This is a genomic window from Bradyrhizobium sp. ISRA442, from assembly GCF_038085055.1.
GTDB lineage: Bacteria > Pseudomonadota > Alphaproteobacteria > Rhizobiales > Xanthobacteraceae > Bradyrhizobium.
The window spans coordinates 1-19,862 of the sequence record NZ_JALGCN010000032.1 but is presented as its reverse complement, the minus strand read 5'-3'; the positions used below and the strand labels follow the sequence as shown (position 1 = coordinate 19,862).

General features: G+C 63.0%; 18 protein-coding genes. 15 read left to right on the top strand and 3 right to left on the bottom strand.

The window, feature by feature from the left end; all coding sequences use genetic code 11:
• Nucleotides 1–19 precede the first annotated feature (19 nt).
• The 8 genes from MTR72_RS37090 to MTR72_RS37055 all read left to right on the top strand — a co-directional run bounded on the left by MTR72_RS37090 (nt 20) and on the right by MTR72_RS37055 (nt 7,483).
• Nucleotides 20–913, top strand: coding sequence for a BKACE family enzyme (locus MTR72_RS37090; protein WP_280969730.1), 894 nt, complete (start codon nt 20–22; stop codon nt 911–913).
• Nucleotides 914–915: 2 nt separating this feature from the next.
• The gene (locus MTR72_RS37085; protein ID WP_280969731.1) at nt 916–2,265 is read left to right on the top strand and encodes an aspartate aminotransferase family protein; all 1,350 of its coding nucleotides are present in this window, start codon (nt 916–918) and stop codon (nt 2,263–2,265) included.
• A gap of 34 nt (nt 2,266–2,299) precedes the next feature.
• Complete coding sequence (locus MTR72_RS37080) at nt 2,300–3,070, top strand: SDR family NAD(P)-dependent oxidoreductase (protein ID WP_280969732.1); 771 nt, start codon at nt 2,300–2,302, stop codon at nt 3,068–3,070.
• A 128-nt stretch (nt 3,071–3,198) separates the two neighbouring features.
• The gene (locus MTR72_RS37075) at nt 3,199–4,665 is read left to right on the top strand and encodes a DUF1254 domain-containing protein (protein ID WP_341512072.1); all 1,467 of its coding nucleotides are present in this window, start codon (nt 3,199–3,201) and stop codon (nt 4,663–4,665) included.
• Between the two features lie 542 nt (nt 4,666–5,207).
• On the top strand, nt 5,208–5,426 hold the full coding sequence (locus MTR72_RS37070) for a rubredoxin (protein WP_280969734.1): 219 nt from the start codon (nt 5,208–5,210) through the stop codon (nt 5,424–5,426).
• A gap of 25 nt (nt 5,427–5,451) precedes the next feature.
• The gene (locus MTR72_RS37065; protein WP_341512071.1) at nt 5,452–6,255 is read left to right on the top strand and encodes a pirin family protein; all 804 of its coding nucleotides are present in this window, start codon (nt 5,452–5,454) and stop codon (nt 6,253–6,255) included.
• Between the two features lie 159 nt (nt 6,256–6,414).
• Complete coding sequence (locus tag MTR72_RS37060; RefSeq protein WP_280969736.1) at nt 6,415–6,972, top strand: tautomerase family protein; 558 nt, start codon at nt 6,415–6,417, stop codon at nt 6,970–6,972.
• Nucleotides 6,908–7,483, top strand: a complete 576-nt coding sequence (locus MTR72_RS37055) for a VOC family protein (RefSeq protein WP_280969737.1) — start codon at nt 6,908–6,910, stop codon at nt 7,481–7,483. The genes MTR72_RS37060 and MTR72_RS37055 overlap by 65 nt, the downstream gene beginning before the upstream one ends.
• Before the next feature lie 793 nt (nt 7,484–8,276).
• Here MTR72_RS37055 and MTR72_RS37050 read toward each other — a convergent pair.
• From MTR72_RS37050 to MTR72_RS37040, 3 genes are all read right to left on the bottom strand, one after another.
• A complete protein-coding gene (locus MTR72_RS37050) occupies nt 8,277–8,705 on the bottom strand; it encodes a GlcG/HbpS family heme-binding protein (RefSeq protein WP_280969738.1) in 429 nt (142 codons plus the stop codon).
• Nucleotides 8,698–11,676: an FAD-binding and (Fe-S)-binding domain-containing protein gene (locus MTR72_RS37045; protein ID WP_341512070.1), complete on the bottom strand. Its 2,979-nt coding sequence runs from the start codon at nt 11,674–11,676 to the stop codon at nt 8,698–8,700. The genes MTR72_RS37050 and MTR72_RS37045 overlap by 8 nt, the downstream gene beginning before the upstream one ends.
• 107 nt (nt 11,677–11,783) lie before the next feature.
• Nucleotides 11,784–12,533: a GntR family transcriptional regulator gene (locus MTR72_RS37040; protein ID WP_280969740.1), complete on the bottom strand. Its 750-nt coding sequence runs from the start codon at nt 12,531–12,533 to the stop codon at nt 11,784–11,786.
• Nucleotides 12,534–12,666: 133 nt separating this feature from the next.
• Here MTR72_RS37040 and MTR72_RS37035 point away from each other — a divergent pair, with 133 nt between their 5' ends.
• From MTR72_RS37035 to MTR72_RS37005, 7 genes are all read left to right on the top strand, one after another.
• Nucleotides 12,667–13,869, top strand: a complete 1,203-nt coding sequence (locus MTR72_RS37035; RefSeq protein ID WP_280969741.1) for a pyridoxal-phosphate-dependent aminotransferase family protein — start codon at nt 12,667–12,669, stop codon at nt 13,867–13,869.
• A 55-nt stretch (nt 13,870–13,924) separates the two neighbouring features.
• Nucleotides 13,925–15,205, top strand: a complete 1,281-nt coding sequence (locus MTR72_RS37030; protein WP_341512069.1) for an MFS transporter — start codon at nt 13,925–13,927, stop codon at nt 15,203–15,205.
• Nucleotides 15,206–15,331: 126 nt separating this feature from the next.
• Nucleotides 15,332–16,531: a pyridoxal-phosphate-dependent aminotransferase family protein gene (locus tag MTR72_RS37025; protein WP_341512068.1), complete on the top strand. Its 1,200-nt coding sequence runs from the start codon at nt 15,332–15,334 to the stop codon at nt 16,529–16,531.
• A gap of 29 nt (nt 16,532–16,560) precedes the next feature.
• Nucleotides 16,561–17,358: an enoyl-CoA hydratase/isomerase family protein gene (locus MTR72_RS37020; protein ID WP_341512067.1), complete on the top strand. Its 798-nt coding sequence runs from the start codon at nt 16,561–16,563 to the stop codon at nt 17,356–17,358.
• A gap of 143 nt (nt 17,359–17,501) precedes the next feature.
• On the top strand, nt 17,502–18,488 hold the full coding sequence (locus tag MTR72_RS37015; RefSeq protein WP_280969745.1) for a Bug family tripartite tricarboxylate transporter substrate binding protein: 987 nt from the start codon (nt 17,502–17,504) through the stop codon (nt 18,486–18,488).
• Nucleotides 18,489–18,625: 137 nt separating this feature from the next.
• A complete protein-coding gene (locus MTR72_RS37010) occupies nt 18,626–19,168 on the top strand; it encodes a tripartite tricarboxylate transporter TctB family protein (protein ID WP_341512066.1) in 543 nt (180 codons plus the stop codon).
• Nucleotides 19,169–19,178: 10 nt separating this feature from the next.
• Nucleotides 19,179–19,862: tripartite tricarboxylate transporter permease (locus tag MTR72_RS37005; RefSeq protein WP_341512065.1), on the top strand; the 684-nt coding region annotated here is incomplete at its 3' end.

Below are 19,862 nucleotides of genomic sequence, written 5' to 3'. Positions count from 1 at the left end.
TCCCCTGGAGGAAGCAATCGTGAACTTCTCACGCCCGACGATCGTCACCTGCGCCGTCACCGGCAATTTGGCTCAACCGAGCCAAAGCCCCTATCTTCCCGTCACGCCGGCGCAGATTGCGCAGTCGTGCATCGAAGCTGCGGAAGCTGGCGCGGCAATTGTCCATATTCATGTCCGGGATCCTGAAACCGGTGCGCCCTCGATGGACACCAAGCTTTATCGGAAGGTCGTCGACCGTATCAAGGACAGCGGGGTGGACGTCATCATCAATCTCACGACGGGGCCCGGCCAGCGCTTCGTCCCTGGCAAGGAGGACCCGGCTGTAGCCGGCAAGGGAACGTCGCTGATGCGCGGGGAAGCCAGAGTAGTTCATGTTGAGGAGCTGCGTCCTGAGATATGCACACTCGATCTCAACACCATGTACTCTTTCGGCTCCGTCGTCATCAACACGCCTGACTCGCTTCGCGTCATGGCTGCGCGTATCCGAGCCGCGGGTACCGCACCGGAACTCGAAATCTTCGGCCCTGGCGACGTCATTCTGGCGCGTGATCTCGCAGCCGAGGGCGTTCTGCCCAAGAAGAACTTTCTGCAGTTTGTGCTCGGCGTGAAGTATGCCGCGCCTGCTAGTCCGGAAATGCTGTCGGTACTGGCGAGCATGCTGCCAGACGGTTGGGAATGGAGCGCCTTTGGGGTTGGCCGAATGGCCTTTCCGGCGGTCGCGATGTCGGTTCTGCGGGGCGGCCATGTGCGGGTCGGCATGGAGGATAATCTGCAGATTGAGAAAGGTCGGCTCGCGCGCAGCAATGCCGAGCTGGTCGCCAAGGCGGTCCGCATCTTGTCCGATCTTGGATCCCGGCCGGCTACACCCACCGAGGCTCGCGATATCCTCTCTCTCAAAGCTTACAAGAATTGATCTTGGAGAATGCCGGCATGAGCTTAACCCCAGCCGATCCTAGGAATTCAGAAAGCGACATTGATCGTGCGCTGGCGGCCGCACGTACGAACTATACGGCCCGGAATGGCAAGAGCCTCGAAGCCTTTGTCCGCGCCGCGGAGTATCTGCCGGGCGGAACGACCCGGACTGGCCTTTTCAATTCACCCTTTCCGGTATTCATCGCGCGCGGCAAGGATGCATATCTCTGGGATATCGACGGCAAGCGCTATGTCGACGCGCTTAGCGAATATACGGCAGGGCTGCTCGGTCACTCCAATCCCGTAGTGCTCCGCACCATCCGCGAGGCGCTCGACAACGGGCTCAGCTTTGGTGGCCAGATCGAAGCCGAAGCACGTTTCGCTCGCCTGATCGTCGAACGCTTCCCTTCGATCGACAAGGTGCGGTTCGCGAACTCTGGCACCGAAGCCAATCTCTCGGCTCTCGCGACGGCACTGCATCGTACGGGGAGGTCCAAGGTCCTGGTGTTCGAGGGAGCCTATCACGGCGGCAGTCTCAACTTCCCGGTATCCGGTCCATCGCCCCTCAACACCAGGCTCGACGTCGTACAGGCGCCCTACAATGATCCAGACGCGACAAGGAAGGTAATCCGGCGGGAGGGAGATAAGCTGGGGGCCGTGCTCGTCGAACCGATGCTTGGCGCCGGCGGCAGCATACCTGCCGAGAAGCCGTTTCTCGCCATGCTTCGAGAGGAGACGGAGCGCCAAGGCATCGTCCTGATCTTTGACGAAATCCAGACCTCGCGCCTCGCTCCTAATGGGTTGCAGGGCTATTGGGGCATCACGCCCGATATGTCCACGCTCGGAAAATACATGGCCGGCGGGCTCGCATTCGGAGCGTTCGGAGGTCGAGAGGAAATCATGGCCGCTTTTGATCCCAGAAAGCCGGCATCACTGATACTTTCAGGGACGTTCAACAACAACAGCCTGGGTATGCATATCGGGGCGGCCGTCCTATCCGAGGTTGTAACCGCGACCGCTTTGGCGCAACTGACAGCGCGCGGCAACGATTTGCGTGAGCGTCTGAGCGCCATGCTTGAGAAGGCCGGCATCGCGGCACAGTTCACCGGCTTCGGCTCCATCATGGGCATCCACTTCATCGCTGGACAGCTCCGGAACGCGAAGGATGCCGCGAGGTCTGATCCACGGTTACGCGAGCTCTTCTACTTTCACATGCTTGAAGAGCAAATCTGGATTGCGAGGCGGGGTATGATGGCCTTGTCGCTCGCCATGTCCGACGGCGATCTTGATCAGGTGTTTGCTGCGGTTGGAACGTTTGTCGACCGGCACGGACATCTGCTGCCAAGGCGATGATCCACTTACCCGTTCAATCGATACGGAGAATATCATGAAGCTTCGCGGTAAAATGGCATTGGTGACGGGGAGCAGCTCCGGTATCGGTCGCGCAATCGCATTGCTGTTTGCTGAACAGGGCGCGACCGTGGGCGTGGTTGCAAGCTCCGATATCAGCAGAGCGGAGGCCGTGGTCGCCGAGATCAAAGCAAGGGGCGGCAAGGCTCGAGCCTATGCCGCGGACTTGCGGCATGTGGCCGAAATTGATCGGCTGGTGAGTGCTTTTTCCTCCGACCATGGTCGCATCGATATCCTGATCAATTGTGCCGGAGTCTATTTTCCGACCGCACTTGGTGAGACCACCGAAGAAGCATTCGATCTCATGGTGTCCGCCCACCTGAAGAATACGTTCTTCATGGTTCATCGCGTGGCGCCGCTGATGCAGCAGGCGAGGTATGGCAAGATCGTCAATGTGAGTTCAGTGGCGGCGTTTAAGAGCGTTCCGCAGTACGCACTCTATGGCGCTGTGAAAGCTGCAATCGTGATGCTCACGAAGTCTTTCGCGGCTGAGCTCGCCGGCTACGGTATCGCCATCAATGCAGTCGCGCCGGGCAATACAGAGACGCCGCTCAATGCGAGCGACCGGACGGGACCAGGCTCGGAAGAAATCCTTTCCCGCAAGGCTCTTGCGACGCCTAGCGGACGTACATATTCGCCGCCCGAGGAGATTGCGCAGGCCGTCCTGTTCTTGGCGTCGGACGACGTCAAGGCGATGCATGGTTCTACCATCATCATCGATGAGGGCCAGTTGTCGGCGGCACGTTAGCACCGCCCGTCGCGCATTCAGGTTACTCTCGATGGGGCGTATCGGAAGAGATCTCGCCGAACCTCGAGGTAAGCCAACTTTCGAACAACAAAGTGAATTCGACCGATCTTGTAACTTGGAGACAGCTCGTGTTTGGACAGATACAAAAGGGCTTTGCGGCGCTCGCACTCATCTGTTGGCTCGCCCCGTGTAGTCCGGGCGCAGCACAAGCGATTGGCACCAAAACCGCGAAGGATACGGCGGTGCCCAGCGAAGCCAGCGTTGCCGCCACGGAGCAGAAGGTGGTCGACATGGTCACTGAAGCGGTCATCTACGGTTTGCCGCTGGTCATGATGGACCTGACGAGGAGGCGGATGACCAATGTTGCACGTCCGAATGCCATGGCAGCGCCCGTGAACCAGTTCGCTCATGCACCCATCTTCCCGCCGGCCACGTTCAAGAACGTGGTACGAGCCAACGTGGACACGTTGTACTCGTCCGCCTTCCTCGACCTTTCATCGGAGCCGCTGGTCCTGTCGGTGCCGGAATCCGGCGGTCGCTACTATCTCCTACCCATGCTTGACGCGTGGACCAACGTATTTGCGAGTCCGGGTTCGCGCACAACCGGAACAAGGGCTGGCAACTTCGTCATTACCGGACCCGACTGGAGCGGGAAGCTTCCGGGTGGAATGGAGCAGATAAAATCCCCGACGAATATGGTCTGGATTCTCGGGCGCACTCAGACAAATGGTCCTGCGGACTATTCAGCCGTGCACGCGATCCAAGCGGGATACACCCTTACTCCGCTATCGAAGTTTGGTCAGCCGTATTCGGCTCCCGAGGGAGCCGTCGATGCGCAAGCCGACATGAAGACGCCACCTGTTGAGCAGCTCCGGCGCATGAGCGGCGCCGATTTCCTTGCCACGCTGGCCAAGCAACTGACCGCGAATCCTCCGCCCGCAGCCGACGCGGCGATGCTGGAGAAGCTGTCGAGGATCGGTATCGTCCCTGGGCAGCCCTTTGACCCGGCGAAATTGGGTCCCGAAGCGGGCAAAAGCCTGGACGGAGCGGTAGGGCGGACGCTCGCCTATTTGCAAGGGCAAGCCAAGCACATGGGTACGTCGGTCAACGGCTGGCACATTCCCAAGAGCAACATCGGAGCGTTCGGGACGGATTACGAGTCCCGTGCTTACATCGCGCTGGTCGCGCTGGCTGCGAACCTTCCTGCAGATGCCCTCTATCCGACAACGTTCGTGGACGGAGACGGCAAACCTCTGAACGGCAGTAACCGATATGTCCTGCACTTCGGGCCAGGGCAGATGCCGCCTGTCAACGCATTTTGGTCGGTGACCATGTACGACCCGCAGTCCTTCTTCGTCGAGAATGCAATTCATCGCTACGCAATCAGCAGCTGGATGCCGCTGCAGCAGAATAGTGACGGCTCAACGGACATTTATATCCAGCACGACTCGCCAGGACCCGGCAAGGAAGCAAACTGGCTACCAGCTCCGGATGGTGGCTTCAACCTGACCATGCGGATGTACTGGCCCAAACAGCAGAACCCCTCGATCCTTGACGGAAGCTGGAGCCCGCCTGCTGTGACGAAAACGCCGTGACATAGGCAAACGCCCGAATAGTGCCAGGATGCTTCCAAGTGCTGGGCTCACGCGATCGGCGGCTGACTACGTGTCGATAGGCGAGGGCTTGGAGATTCTGAGCTTGGGATGTAGCGGGTAGGTGATCCGGCAGACCCTGTGAGTACAGTTACCATTCTGCTGGCATTCCGCTGAGTGCCAGCATCGACACGATCTTCTGAGTTCAGCTGTCTACAATTCGATTCCGGAGCGGTTCTCCTGCCAAATTCGGCGGTCGGAGTACGTGGGAACGAGGATAATACGCCCTTATGGGCGCACGCTTCACTATTGAGCGCGGGGTCCTCGTAAGCCGAAAAAGGGGACACGGCACGACGCATCCGCTTGTCGCGCCACACGAATCCTCCCGACCATATCGCTCGCCGATATCTGCATATTGAAGTTGTATTTGTATTCATACACCCCCACGCGCATATCTCGTGCCATCAGATCACGCCTGTCCAACACATAACTCGATACTTGCAATCCGGGGTCGGAGGGAGGTCAGGCAACGCATGGAGTCAAAGATGGCTGACGAACCTTTCAAGCGGCTGATGTGCCTCGGCTGCGGCTTTTCGTACGACGAAGCTCTTGGCCTGCCTGAGCACGGCTTGGCTCCCGGCACCCGCTGGGCGGACATTCCGGACGACTGGGTGTGCCCGGACTGCGGCACGCCAAAGCACATGTTTGAGATGGTCGAGATCGGCTACGCCTCCGGCGGCCCCGATCTGGCCCGCGTCGCCTGACGCGCCAACACAAGGACACACGGCCATGAGCAATTCATTTATCATTCGCGAAGCGGAACGTGGACACGACCTCATCAGATCCGATGGATCGCGATCTTCCTACATCGCCGGCCATCCCGACGGGTTCGTCACGCGGGCGTCCAGCTTCAACTTCCATGAATATCAGGCCGGACGGCCAGGCTTCGGTCCGGTCCGTGTTTTCGGCGACGAGATCTTCCACGGCGCGGGCTGCGGCTACAACATGCATCCGCACCACAACTTCGTCATCTGCGCCTTCGTGTTCGAGGGCGAGCTCACACACATCAACACGGCTGGCGAGGGCATGGTCGACCGGCTGCAAGCCGGCGACTATTACGTCTTCTCTGCAGGCTCGGGCGGCAAACATTCCGAGCTCAGCGTCACGCCGGAGGACATGCATGCCATCTATCTTTGGCTGCTTCCCGAGCAGCTCTTTCTTCCACCGACCTATCACCGTGCCCATTTCGATTATCGCCGCCGGCGCAACGAAATCGTGCAGCTCATCGGCGATGCCGACGGCGCGCTGCCGATCCCCCAGGATCTGCGTGTCTCCCGCCTGATGGCCGACAAAGGTCGCTCGTTTTCCTACAAGCTGCGCACCGCATCGCACGGCGCGTACGTGTTCGTGCGCGAGGGCTCGATCCGCTGCGGCAGCGCCGTGCTCGGCCGACGCGACAGCATCGGGCTTTGGGCGACGGGCTCGATCAATATCGAGGTCCTTCAGGACGACACCGACGTGATGATCGTCGAGACGATCATGATCGCTGATGCAAATATCAAGAAGTGGGAGAGCGAGCATGCCGGCCACTGACGACGCGCGCGACGCCGCCACCCCGAGCGCCCGCGGCGGTCGCTCAAATCGCGGAACTTACAGAACGGCCTTGCAGCCGCCGCAACATCTGCCGATCACTCCTCTGTCAATCCAACCGCACCGATATCAGCTGCCTCGGCAGCCGACGAGGAAACTGACATGCCTATCATGAATGTTTGCTATGGCGCCGGCGATCTCGACGAGACCGCGAAGGCCAATCTCGCCAAGAAACTCACCGACGTGATGATTCGGATGGAGGGCGGAGCGAATACGCGAGGCGGCCGCGCGTTTGCCTGGGTTCTGTTCAATGAACTTGCCCAGGGCGACTGGTGGGCCGGCGGGGAGACCGGAAACGGTTATGTCTCGCCGCCCGGACGGTTCCTCGTTCACGTCAATCTCCCTGAGGGCTACATGAACGCCGAGCACAAGAGCGAGGTGCATGCATGGGTGACCGAAGCGATCCTCGCCGTTACGACGGCCTCGGGCGAAGACGTCGGCCACAGCATTCAGGTCATCATCGACGAGGTGCCTGAGGGCCATTGGGCGGCCGCCGGGCACACGATCAGCCTCGCCAGCATCGCCGACAGCGTCGGCCTCTCCAAAGCAGGCAGCCGGTTTGCGTGGTCGAAAACCTACTTCGCGGCCAAGGCACGTGCGCGTGCCGCTGCCGGCTTTCCTGCCGATACCGGAGGCCTGTGGACCGATCGAGCCAGCTGATTGGGATTCCCATCAATTAACGAGCCGCAAGAGAACGATTCCCATGCCGTGCCATGACGATCTAACATGGAATTGCGAAGATGCTGGCAACACTTCCCTTCAGCAGGAAGACGAGAGGATCAGTATTGACCCGCCGATTTGTACCGCCAAGACAGTCAATCACATCGCGATCTCCGTCTCCAACCTCCAGCGCTCTAAGGATTGGTACTGCCGTACATTCGGGGTGCGGATCATCCAGGAGAGCGCGAAAAGCGTGCTGCTCGGCTTCGGGGAAAGCATGCTGGTGCTGCGCGAAGAAGGGCAGCCCGGCACGATCTCTCATTTTATGTTCGGGATCGACGGCTACAACGCCGCCTGGCTGCAAGCTCGCCTTGCCGCGATGGGGCTGGACCCGCAGCAGGATAGCAACAGTTTCCACGTGCGGGATCCCGACGGGCTAAACGTTCAGGTCGGCGACCGCGATCTCGGCCTGTCTTCCGGTATCATCGAGAACGGCTTCACAATGCGGTAGACTCTCTGGGTCGTAGGTTTGGTTGGTGTGTGTAAAAGGCGGTAGACGTTTCGGATGTGTCGATCCGACAACATGACGCGCTCTTGTGGTTGGATGTTTCGTTGTAACCCATTGATCTCAAATAGTCGGATCTTGGCTCAGTTCGAGAAAATCGGTTGAGAATCAATAGTCGCAGCGTGTCTCTTAATTAGCCGCTCGGTCGATTTCAGGGGGCTTGCTTCAAGCTGCCCCAGATCTCGAGCAGTTCTCGTTCACGTCCAGGACGCCGCAACGAAGCGGGATGAAACGACCGTGAACAGAACGCGGTCGATGCGTCCATTACCTAAAGAAAATCAATATTTTATAATAAACTCACTGCGTTTGGGACGCAAGGGACACTCAGATCGCAACTTGAACCGAATGTCGGCATCGGTGGTTGCGTCTCCCCGATTTGAACCTGCTCGTCGACCATTGTGGCGGCGACGGATCGCGCATGAACGGCGGTTTGTGGCGGGCTATCGAGATCCGACGTTCCGAGTTAGGCTGCTCTCCGGTAAGAAAACAGAGCTTCCGAAATAGTGGGTTTCGCGATGTAGCGGACCAGAGACTCGAACCCCCGACGAATCACACGATCGCAGTAGAATAGTCGACCCCTGCCACGAAGGGCATGCCGGTCCGGTCAGTCAATCCGCGGAGAGCCCTCGGCGTTGGTGCAGTGCGCGTCCTCGCTGGAAATGCCGACGAAATTCCGATGAATAGTTAAGCGACCCTGGCATCGTCCTACTGTGATCTTTCGCTTTCGTTATGGCGAGTGCTATCCCGCGTTGGCCTTCAGCCCCGCGGCCTGGATGCCGGCGATGGCGCAGGCTTCGTCGTTGTCGGAGGTGTCGCCGGACACACCGACGGCGCCGAGCAGCGTGGTGCCGTCCTGGATCAGCACGCCGCCGGGTACCGGCACCAGCGCGCCCTTGGCGATCGTGTTCACGGCGTCGATGAAATAGGCCTGCTCCTGCGCCCGCTGATACAGCGCGCGCGATCCCAGGCCCATGGCGAGCGCGCCATAGGCCTTGCCGTGCGCGATCTCGGCGCGCATCAGGCTGGTGCCGTCCTGGGCCGCGGCGAGCTTGAGGACGCCACGTGCATCGAGGATGGTGACGACAAGCGGCTTCAGCTTCAGCTCGGTTGCTTTTGCGAAGGCGGCGTCGAGAATCTTGCGGGCGACGTCGAGGGTCAGTTCAGCCATGGCTGGTTTCCTTTGTCATGGGCGAGGTCATAGATGGGGTGTCTGCGCGATCGAGGCTCATCGCCAGCACGCGGGCGACGTGAAGGGCTTCGCGCTGCGCACCGTCGTGAATCTGGTGCCGGCAGGAGGTGCCGTCGGCGACGACCAGTGTCGCTGGGTCGGCGTGCCGCACGGCCGGTAGCAGCGACAGCTCGGCCATCTCGATCGACGCATCGTAGGTATCGGCACCGTAGCCGAAGGCGCCGGCCATGCCGCAGCAGCTTGATTCGATCGTTTCGACCTTGAGGCCGGGGATCAGACGAAGCACCTGCTCGACCGGCTTAAAGGCGCCGAAGGATTTCTGGTGGCAATGGCCATGCACCATCGCCTTGTCGGCGACGGTGCCGAGCGCGAGCTGCAGCCGTCCGGCCTCCGCCTCGCGCACCAGAAACTCCTCGAAGGTGAGGGCGTGGGCGCCGACGGCCTTGGCGTCGTCGTCCTTGCGCAGCGAGGCGAGCTCATCGCGCAGCGTCAGCAGGCAGCTCGGCTCGAGGCCGATAATCGGCACGCCGCGCGCAGCGAAGGGCGCGAAGGCGGCAACGAGACGGTCGAGCTCAGCCTTGGCTTCGTCGACAAGGCCCGCCGAGAGGAAGGTGCGGCCGCAGCAGAGCGGCCGGCCGCCGCCCGAAGGTCTCGGCAGATGCACGCGATAGCCGCCCGCCGCGAGCACGCGCAGTGCGGCGTCGAGATTTTCGCGCTCGTAGATCCGGTTGAAGGTGTCGGCGAACAGCACGACCTCGCGGCCGGCCTCCGGCCCGACGCTGGTAGCCGGCGGCACGAAGACGTCGCGGCGGAAGGCGGGCAGCGCCCGGCGCGCGCTGATCCCGGCAAAGCGCTCGAATAGCTTTCGCAGCAGCGGGCTGCGGTTGCGCAGGTTCGCGAGTGGCGCAAAGCGTGCGGCGAGGCCGGCGTAACGCGGCAGATAGCCGACCAGCCGGTCGCGCAGCGTCAGGCCCTGCGAGGCGACGCGCGCGGCGAGCACCTCGATCTTCATCTTGGCCATGTCGACGCCGGTCGGGCATTCGTGGCGGCAGGCCTTGCAGGAGACGCAGAGCTTCAGCGTCTCCATCATCTCGTCCGAGGCAAGCGCGTCGGGGCCGAGCTGGCCGGAGATCGCCAGCCGCAGCGTGTTGGCGCGGCCACGGGTGACGTCCTTCTCGTTCCGCGTCGCACGGTAGGACGGGCACATCACGCCGCCCTCGAGCTTGCGGCAGGCGCCGTTGTTGTTGCACATCTCGATTGCGCCCTGGAAGCCGCCGCCGGCACCGGGCCAGGCGGACCAGTCGAGCTTCGTGTTCAGCTCAGCGACGCGATAGTCCGGCCGAAAGCGGAACAGCGAGCGGTCGTCCATCTTGGGCGCATCGACGATCTTGCCGGGATTGAGGACGTTATCGGGATCGAAGCGCCTCTTCACCTCGCGGAAGTCGGCGACGAGGCGCTCGCCGAACATGGTCTCATGAAATTCGGAGCGCACCAGGCCGTCGCCATGCTCGCCGGAATGCGAGCCCTTGTATTCGCGCACCAGCGCAAAGGCCTCTTCGGCGATGGCGCGCATCGCCTTGACGTCTTTCTCCAGCTTCAGGTTCAGTACGGGGCGCACGTGCAGGCAGCCCTCGGACGCATGCGCGTACATCGTGCCGCTGGTGCCGTGTCTGGCAAAAACCTCGTTCAGCCGTGCGGTGTAGTCGGCCAGATGCGGCAGCGGCACCGCGCAGTCCTCGACGAAGGAGACCGGCTTGCCCTCCTGCTTCATCGACATCATGACGTTGAGGCCGGCAGCGCGGAAATCGGCGATGCCGCTCTGCAGGGCGGGCTCGGTGATCTCGACCACGCCGCCCCATTTGCGCTTGTCGTTGTTCCAGCCGAAGCCGAGATCGCCCATCAGCTCGGTGAGCTGCTTCAGGCGCGCGACATTATCCGCCTGGTCCTCTTCGGCGAACTCCACCACCAGCACGGCATCGGGATCGCCCTTGATGGCGGCGCCGATGACGGGTGCGAACATCGCGATGTCGCGGCCGAGCGCGATCATGGTGCGGTCGACGAGCTCGACAGCGATCGGCTTGAGCTTGACCAGATGCTGGGCTGCGTCCATCGCCTCGTAGAAGCTGCCGAAATGGCAGACGCCCACCACCTTGTTGCGGATCACGGGCCAGAGCTTCAGCTCGACCTTGGTGGTGAAGGCGAGGGTGCCTTCGGAGCCGACCAGGAGATGCGCCAAGTTGTTCGGCGCGTTGCGGGGGACCAGCGCATCGAGATTGTAGCCGCCGACGCGGCGCTGCACCTTGGGAAAGCGCGCGGCGATCTCCCCGGCCTCGCGGGCGCCGAGGTCGAGCATGTCGCGGAACAGCGCCAGCGTCGTCCCGCTTGCGTTCACGTCGGAGAGGTCGCGCGACACCTCGCCGAACCTTGCCAACGTGCCGTCCGCAAGCGTGGCCTCCATCGACAGCGTGTTGTCGCGCATGGTGCCGTAGCGCAAGCTACGGCCGCCGCAGGAATTGTTGCCGGCCATGCCGCCGATGGTGGCGCGCGAGGCCGTGGAGACGTCGACCGGAAACCACAGGCCGTGCTTCCTAAGCTGGCGGTTGAGGTCGTCGAGCACGATGCCGGGCTCGACCACGCAGGTCCGGTTGTCGACGTCGAGCGACAGGATCCGATTCAGGTGCTTGGACAGATCGACGACGAGGCCGTCATTGACGGTCTGGCCGCATTGCGAGGTGCCGCCGCCGCGCGGGGTGACCTTCCGTCCCTCGTCGCGGGCGATCGCCAGCGCCCGCAGCGCCTCGTCCATGGTCTTGGGCACGACCACGCCGGCCGGCATGATCTGGTAGAACGAAGCGTCGGTCGCGTAGCGGCCGCGGCTGAAGGCGTCGAACAGGACGTCCCCGGTCAATTCCGACCGCAGGCGCCGTTCGAGCGAGGAGGCGTTTGTCATCCCTGATCCCGGACTGATCCAACGGGCCCGCTTGGCCTCATCGAATTATTCATTCCTGTTTCTGACCGATTATATTATGAATGCAAAATGAGCAAGCTGGACAGCTCTTAAGGCTGCGCCGGTGCGTCCTCGGCGGCTTCGGTCAGGTGCTCGATCGCGGCCGTCCGCTTGTTGCGCAAGTGCTGGAACAGGATGTCGCTCAATTCGCTGCCGGCGCGGCGGCGCAGCGCATCGAGGATGGCTTCGTGCTCGCGCATGGCCTCGCCCCAGCGCTGCCGCTTGCGGGCGAAATTTGCGGAATAGCGGACGCGGCGAATCCGTCCTGCGAAGTTGGCGTAAGCGGTCTTCAAGGTCTCGTTGCGCGCGGCATCGACGATGCGCTCGTGGATGCGCTGGTTGGTCTGGAAATAGCCGTGCATGTCGCGATGCAGATAGTGGCCGTACATCTCGTAATGCAGCCGCTCGATATCAGCGATTTCATCGTCGGTGATGGCCTCGCAGGCGAGGCGCCCGGCCAGGCTTTCCAGGCCTGCCATCACGTCGAATAGTTCCTCGAGATCGCGTTGGCTGAGCTGGCGTACCCGCGCGCCGCGGTTGGGCAACAGCTCGATCAGCCCCTCGGCGGCGAGCACCTTGAGCGCTTCGCGCAACGGCGTGCGGGAGATGCCGAGCATCGCGCAGAGCTGGCGCTCAGGAACGCGTGCGCCCTCGGGGATGTTGCCTTCGACCACGTAGTCGCGCAGCCGCAGCAGGATCTCGCCGTGAAGCGAGGCTTCCTGGCGGTCGCTGCCATTGCTGGAGGTTTGGCCGGCGGTTTGGCCGATCGGAACCCCGTCGTCGGGAATCGTGGATTTCATATGCAGCACAATAATTTGCCCGGCTAGCCGCGTCGATGTTCACAATCGCATACCAAAATTAGATTGAAAGGACAAAAAATGAATGCAAAATGGGTGAGAAGCCGGGCCAGAGCCCGCCAATAGGGAGGTTTTCATGCATCAGGGACGCCATTTCCTCCAGATTCCCGGTCCGAGCCCGGTGCCGGACCGCATCCTGCGCGCCATGGACATGCCGGTGATCGATCACCGCAGCGCCGAGTTCGGCGAGCTTGGCCGGGCCGTGCTCGAAGGCAGCCAGAAGATTTTCCAGACGTCAGGGCCGGTGGTGATCTTTCCCTCGTCGGGGACGGGTGCCTGGGAGGCCGCGATCGTCAACACGCTGTCGCCGGGCGACAGGGTATTGATGGTCGAGACCGGCCATTTCGCCACCCTGTGGCGCCAGATGGCCGGTCGCTTCGGGATCGAGGTCGACTTCATCCCCGGCGACTGGCGCCGTGGCGCCGATCCCGCCCAGATCGAGGCGAAGCTCGCCGAGGACACCGCGCGCGCCATCAAGGCGGTGATGGTCGTGCACAACGAGACCTCGACCGGCGCGACCAGCCGCATCGCCGAGATCCGCGCCGCCATCGACCGCGCCTCGCATCCGGCGCTGCTGATGGTCGACACCATCTCCTCGCTCGGCTCGGTCGACTACCGGCACGACGAATGGAAGGTCGACGTCAGCGTGAGCTGCTCTCAGAAGGGCTTCATGCTGCCGCCGGGCCTCGGCTTCAACGCGATCTCGGACAAGGCGCGCGCCGCATCCAAGACCAACAAGATGCCGCGCTCCTATTTCGACTGGGAGGAGATGCTGAAGCCGAACGCCAAGGGCTTCTTCCCCTACACGCCGGCGACGAACCTGCTCTACGGCCTGCGCGAGGCGATCGCGATGCTGCTCGAAGAGGGCCTCGACAACGTCTTCGCGCGCCATCAGCGGCTTGCGGCGGCGACGCGCGCCGCCGTCAATCATTGGGGCCTCGAGGTGCTGTGCCAGGAGCCCGCCGAATTCTCGCCGGTGCTGACGGCGGTGCTGATGCCGCCCGGGCATGATGCCGACCAGTTCCGGAAAGTCGTGCTCGACAATTACAACATGTCGCTCGGCTCGGGCCTGTCCAAGGTCGCCGGCAAGGTCTTCCGCATCGGTCATCTCGGCGAATGCAACGTGCTGACGCTGCTCGGCGCGCTCACCGGCGTCGAGATGGGCCTGTCGGTAGCCGGCGTGCCGCACCGCTCCGGCGGCGTCGAGACTGCGATGAAGCTTCTGGAGCAGCGCCCGCAAGGCAATTCGTCGCCGCATCTGAAGGTGGTCGGCACATAGCCGGCCTCTGCGCGCACCGACAATCAAAACAACAGCGACGCGGGAGGGGATTGCGATGGGAGTCCGGCTCAAGGCCACGCATGTCGTACTGGCAATGCTCTGCGCGATGTATTTCATCACCTATGTCGACCGGGTCAACATCGGCACCGCGGCCAGCGAGATCCAGAAGGAGCTCGGACTCAGCAATACCCAGCTCGGCCTGGTGTTCTCCGCCTTCGCCTATCCGTACCTGCTGTTTCAGGTGATCGGCGGCTGGGTCGGCGATCATTTCGGGCCGCGCAAGACGCTGTTCTGGTGCGGCATGATCTGGGCCGCAGCGACCATCATGACCGGCTTCGTGAGCGGTCTCGCCGCGCTGTTCGTCGCGCGCTTTGCGCTCGGCTTCGGCGAGGGCGCGACCTTTCCGACCGCGACGCGCGCGATGCACTGGACGCCGTCGACCCGCCGCGGCTTTGCGCAAGGGCTGACGCATTCCTTCGCCCGGCTCGGCAATGCCGTGACGCCGCCGGTGGTCGCGCTCCTGATCCTCTGGCTGACCTGGCGCGGGGCATTCGTCGTGCTCGGCCTCGTCAGCCTGGTCTGGGGCGTCATCTGGGTCTGGTACTTCCGCAACGAGCCGAAGGACCACGCCTCCATCACGCAGGCGGAGCTCGCGGCGTTGCCGCCGCGCCCCGTCGGCGAGCGGCCGCGCGTGCCCTGGGGCCCGCTGCTGGGGCGGATGTGGCCGGTGACGCTGACCTATTTCTGCTATGGCTGGTGCCTGTGGCTGTACCTCAACTGGTTGCCGCTGTTCTTCAAGAACACCTACGGCCTCGACATCAAGAATTCCGCCCTGTTCGCCTCGGGCGTCTTCTTCGCGGGCGTGGTCGGCGACAGCGTCGGCGGCGTGCTCTCGGACAAAATTCTTGATCGTACCGGCAATGTCCGCCTGGCACGGCTGAGCGTGACGGTTGCGGGATTTACGGGCGCGCTGTTATCGCTGCTGCCGATCCTGTTCGTCCACGACATCACGGTGGTCGCGCTGTGCCTGTCGGCGGGCTTCTTCTGCGCCGAGCTGGTGATCGGCCCGATGTGGTCGATCCCGATGGACATCGCCCCGAAATATTCCGGCACTGCGTCGGGAATCATGAACACCGGTTCGGCCTTCGCCGCCATCGTCTCGCCGCTGGTGGCGGGATTCGTGATCGACGTGACCGGCAATTGGTACCTGCCGTTCCTCATGTCGATAGGGCTCCTCCTGCTCGGCGGCGTCTCCGCCTTCCTGATGCATCCGGAACGCCCGTTCGCGGAGGCGGAGGGGCGCATCCCCACGGCAAAAGTGGTCGCTGCGGGGTAGGAGGTGGGGCTTGGGGCAAGGTCCGCCGGATATGCATGGGAGGCGCCTTGAGGAGAGGGGACAAGCCGGTCAAATGGTGCTATTCGGCGCCCCACCAACACCAAGGGCAGACCGGGAAGGACGCCGATGACCGTGCACACTGGAAGGCATTTTCTCCAGATTCCAGGACCGACCAACGTACCCGACCGGGTGCTGCGGGCGATGGACATGCCGACGCTGGACCATCGCGGTCTGGAGTTCGCCGAGCTCGGTTTCGCCGTTCTGGCCGCGATGCAGCGGGTGTTCCGGACCAAGCAACCCGTGATCATCTTCCCCTCGTCCGGGACCGGCGCCTGGGAAGCGGCGATGGTCAACGTGTTCGCCCCCGGCGACAAGGTGCTGATGTGCGAGACCGGCCAGTTCGCCGTGCTCTGGCGCGGCATCGCCGACAAGTTCAAGCTCGACGTCGACTTCATCCCGAGCGACTGGCGCCATGGTGCCGACCTCGCCGAGATCGAGAAGCGCCTCATTGCCGACAAGCAGCATGCGATCAAGGCGGTCTGCGTCGTGCACAACGAGACCTCGACCGGCTGCCTGACGCCGCCGCTCGAGGTGCGCAAGATCCTCGATAGGGTTAAGCATCCGGCGCTGCTGATGGTCGACACGATCTCCGGCCTCGGCTCGATGGAATACGAGCACGATGCCTGGGGCATCGACGTCTCGGTCGCTGGCTCGCAGAAGGGGTTGATGCTGCCGCCCGGCCTCGGCTTCAACGCCATTTCGGAGAAGGCGCTCGCTGCCGCAAAGGGCAACCCGGGCATGCGCTCCTACTGGGACTGGCAGGAAGTCATCAGCTTCAACAAGCTCGGCACCTTCCCCTACACGCCCGCCACCAACCTGCTCTACGGCCTGCGCGAGGCGGTGAAGATGCTGGAAGAGGAGGGGCTCGAGAACGTATGGGCCCGCCACAAGCGCCACAGTGCGGCGACGCGTGCCGCGGTCAAGGTCTGGGGTCTGGAGACACAGTGCGCCGATCCTAACGCGCATTCGCCGGCGCTGACCGGCGTGCGCATGCCCGAGGGCCATGACGCCGACAGCTTCCGGAAGGTGGTGCTGGAGAATTTCGACATGTCGCTCGGCACCGGCCTGAACAAGGTCAAGGGCAAGGTGTTCCGGATCGGCCATATCGGCCATTTCAACGACCTGATGCTGATGGGCACGCTGGCCGGCGTCGAGATGGGCCTGGATCTCGCCAAGGTCCCGCATCGCAGCGGCGGCGTGCTGGCGGCCATGGATGTCCTCAAGGGACGCGACGCGGTGCCGATGGCCAAGGCGCAGGTCGCCTGAACCAATTTTAGAAGAGAAGAGAGCGCGCGATGAACCTACCTGCGACTGCCAATGAAGACCTGCTCTACTCTGTCCAGGACGGCATCGCGCGGATCACCTTCAACCGTCCGCAGGCGCGCAACGCGCTGACCTTCGCCATGTACGAGCGCATGGCGGAGATCTGCCTGGAGATCAACGCGGATCGCTCGATCAAGGCGTTGATCCTGACCGGCGCCGGCGACAAGGCGTTCGCCTCCGGCACCGACATCTCGCAGTTTCGCGCCTTCAAGACCGCGCAGGACGCGCTGGACTACGAGGCGCGGATCGACCGCGTGCTCGGCACGCTCGAACAGTGCCGCGTGCCCGTGATTGCGGCGATCGCGGGGGCCTGCACCGGCGGCGGCGCCGGCATTGCGGCCTGCTGCGACATTCGCATCGGCACCGAAACAACCCGCATCGGCTTTCCGATCGCGCGGACGCTCGGCAACTGCCTGTCGATGTCGAACATCAGCCGGGTCGTCTCGCTGGTGGGGCCGGCCCGCACCAAGGACCTGATCTTCAAGGCGCGCCTGGTCGAGGCGCCGGAGGCGCTGGCGCTCGGCCTGCTCAACGAGGTCGTGCCCGACGTCGAGACGCTGCAGCGCCGCGCCGACGAGACCGCAAAACTCGTCGCCAGCCATGCACCGCTCACCCTCGAAGCGACCAAGGAAGCGGTGCGCCGCATCCGCCGCACGCTGTCGCGCGAGGAGGGCGAGGATCTGATCCTGAAGGCCTATATGAGCGAGGATTTCCGCGAGGGCATGGACGCCTTCCTCGACAAGCGCACGCCGAACTGGAAGGGCAAGTAGGGGCTCACCGGCTTTACTTGCGTCAGCCGAAAGTCATATGCGGCGGAATGTCCGCCTGCTTGAACTCGTCAGTATTAGTCCGCACAATGCACCGATAAATTTCCCGGCATCACAAAGCCAATAAGAACCAGGGGACGAAACTCGTGCGAATTCCAGTGAAAGCCGTCGGCGCTGCGACGGCGCTGTTGTTGAGCGCGCCGGCGTTTGCCGGCTGGGAGCCGACCAAGCCGGTCGAGATCGTGGTCGCCGCGGGCGCGGGCGGCGCCTCAGATCAGATGGCGCGGATGATGCAGGCCGCGATCCAGAAGAACAATCTGATGAAGCAGCCGATGGTCGTCTCGCTCAAGGGCGGCGCCTCGGGCGCGGAAGCGCTGATGTACATGAAGTCCAGCGAGGGCGATCCGAACAAGGTGCTGATTGCCTATTCGCTGATCTACATGCTGCCGCTGTCGGCGAAGATTCCGTTCAACTGGCGCGAGCTGACGCCGGTGTCCGTCATCGCGCTCGACCAGTTCGTGCTGTGGGACAACAGCTCAGGTCCCAAGACGGTGAAGGATTTCGTCGCGGCCGCGAAGGCTGCGAGCTCGCCGTTCAAGATGGGCGGCACCGGCTCCAAGCGCGAGGACCACGTCTTGACGGTCTTCCTCGAGCAGAAGACCGGCGCGAAGTTCTCCTATCTGCCCTACAAGTCCGGCGGCGAGGCGGCGACCCAGCTCGTCGGCAACCACACCGAATCCAACGTCAACAATCCATCCGAGAATCTAGAAGTCTGGCGTGCCGGCCAGGTGCGTCCGCTCTGCGTGTTCGACAAGGAGCGCATCTCCTACACCAGCAAGGTGACGGACACGCAGTCCTGGGCCGACATCCCGACCTGCAAGGAGGAGGGCGTCGACGTCCAGTATCTGATGCTGCGCGCCATGTTCCTGCCCGGCAAGGTCACGCCGGAGCAGCAGGCGTTCTATGTCGAGCTGTTCCAGAAGGTGACGCAGACGCCGGAGTACAAGGAGTACATGGAGAAGCAGGCGCTGAAGCCGATCTTCCTCACCGGCAAGGACATGGTGAAATTCCTCGAGGAGGACGACGCTCTGAACAAGTCGCTGATGACGGAAGCCGGGTTCGTCGCGAAGTGACCACACCCTCGGCGTCATGCCCCGCGAGGGCGGGGCATCCGGTATTGCACAGAGTTCGACGAAAGACGGCTTCTGCACGGAGTACTGGATCATCCGCCTGCGCGGATGATGACCGCGCAATTTGATCTTGCAGAGCCATGTCCCAAACCGATCTAGAAATCGTCGTCCACGATCCGACCGCGCCCGAGGATGACTCGCCATCCGTCGTGAGCGCTGGCACGATCGAGATCATCGTCTCGCTGCTACTGCTCGCGCTCGCCGCGACGCTCGGCTACGACAACTGGCGCACCGGCATCTCGTGGGATGCGACCGGGCCCGAGCCCGGCTACTTCCCGTTCTATCTCGCCGTCGTCCTCGGCGGGGCCAGCCTCTACGGCCTGATCTCCGCGCTGCTTGCGCGCCGCGCGACTGCGGAGACCTTCGTCACGCGCGCGCAGGCCCGCCGCGTGATGGCGGTGTTCGTCCCGACGCTCCTGTTCTGCCTGGTGACGCAGTTCCTCGGCCTTTATGTCGCGAGCTTCCTCCTGATCGGCGGCTTCATGCGCCTGATAGGCAAGATCGCGCTGTGGAAGTCGCTGCTCACCGCCTTCCTGTTCACGGCGATCATGTTCGTCACCTTCGACATCGCCTTCGACGTCATCATGCCGAAGGGGCCGCTGGAAGCGGCCTTCGGCTACTAGGCGGACCCCGATGGAAGCCTTCGGTCTCCTGGTTCACGGTTTTGCTGTCCTGCTCACGGGCAAGACGCTCGTGCTGATGCTGGTCGGGCTCGTGCTCGGCATCTTCGTCGGCGTGCTGCCGGGGCTCGGCGGGCCCAACGGCGTGGCGATCCTGCTGCCGCTCACCTTCACGATGGATCCGACCTCGGCGATCGTGATGCTGTCCTGCATCTACTGGGGTGCGCTGTTCGGCGGCGCCATCACCTCGATCCTGTTCAACATCCCGGGCGAGGCCTGGTCGGTCGCGACCACCTTCGACGGCTATCCGATGGCGCAGCAGGGCAGGGCGGCCGAGGCGCTGACGGCGGCGTTCACCTCCTCCTTCCTCGGCTCGCTGGTTGCGGTGCTCTTGATCACCTTCCTCGCGCCGATGATCTCGTCCTTTGCGCTGAAGTTCGGTCCGCCCGAGTTCTTCGCCGTTTACCTGCTGACCTTCTGCTCTTTCGTCGGTCTCGGGCGCGAGGCCAAGCACAAGACCGTCATCTCGATGTCGCTGGGGCTCCTGCTGGCCGGCGTCGGCATGGACACGGTGTCGGGGCAGTTGCGCATGACCTTCGGCTCGGCCGAGCTCCTGCGCGGCATCAACTTCCTCGTTGCAGTCATCGGCCTGTTCGGCATCAGCGAGATCCTGTTGACGATGGAGGAGCGCCTGGCG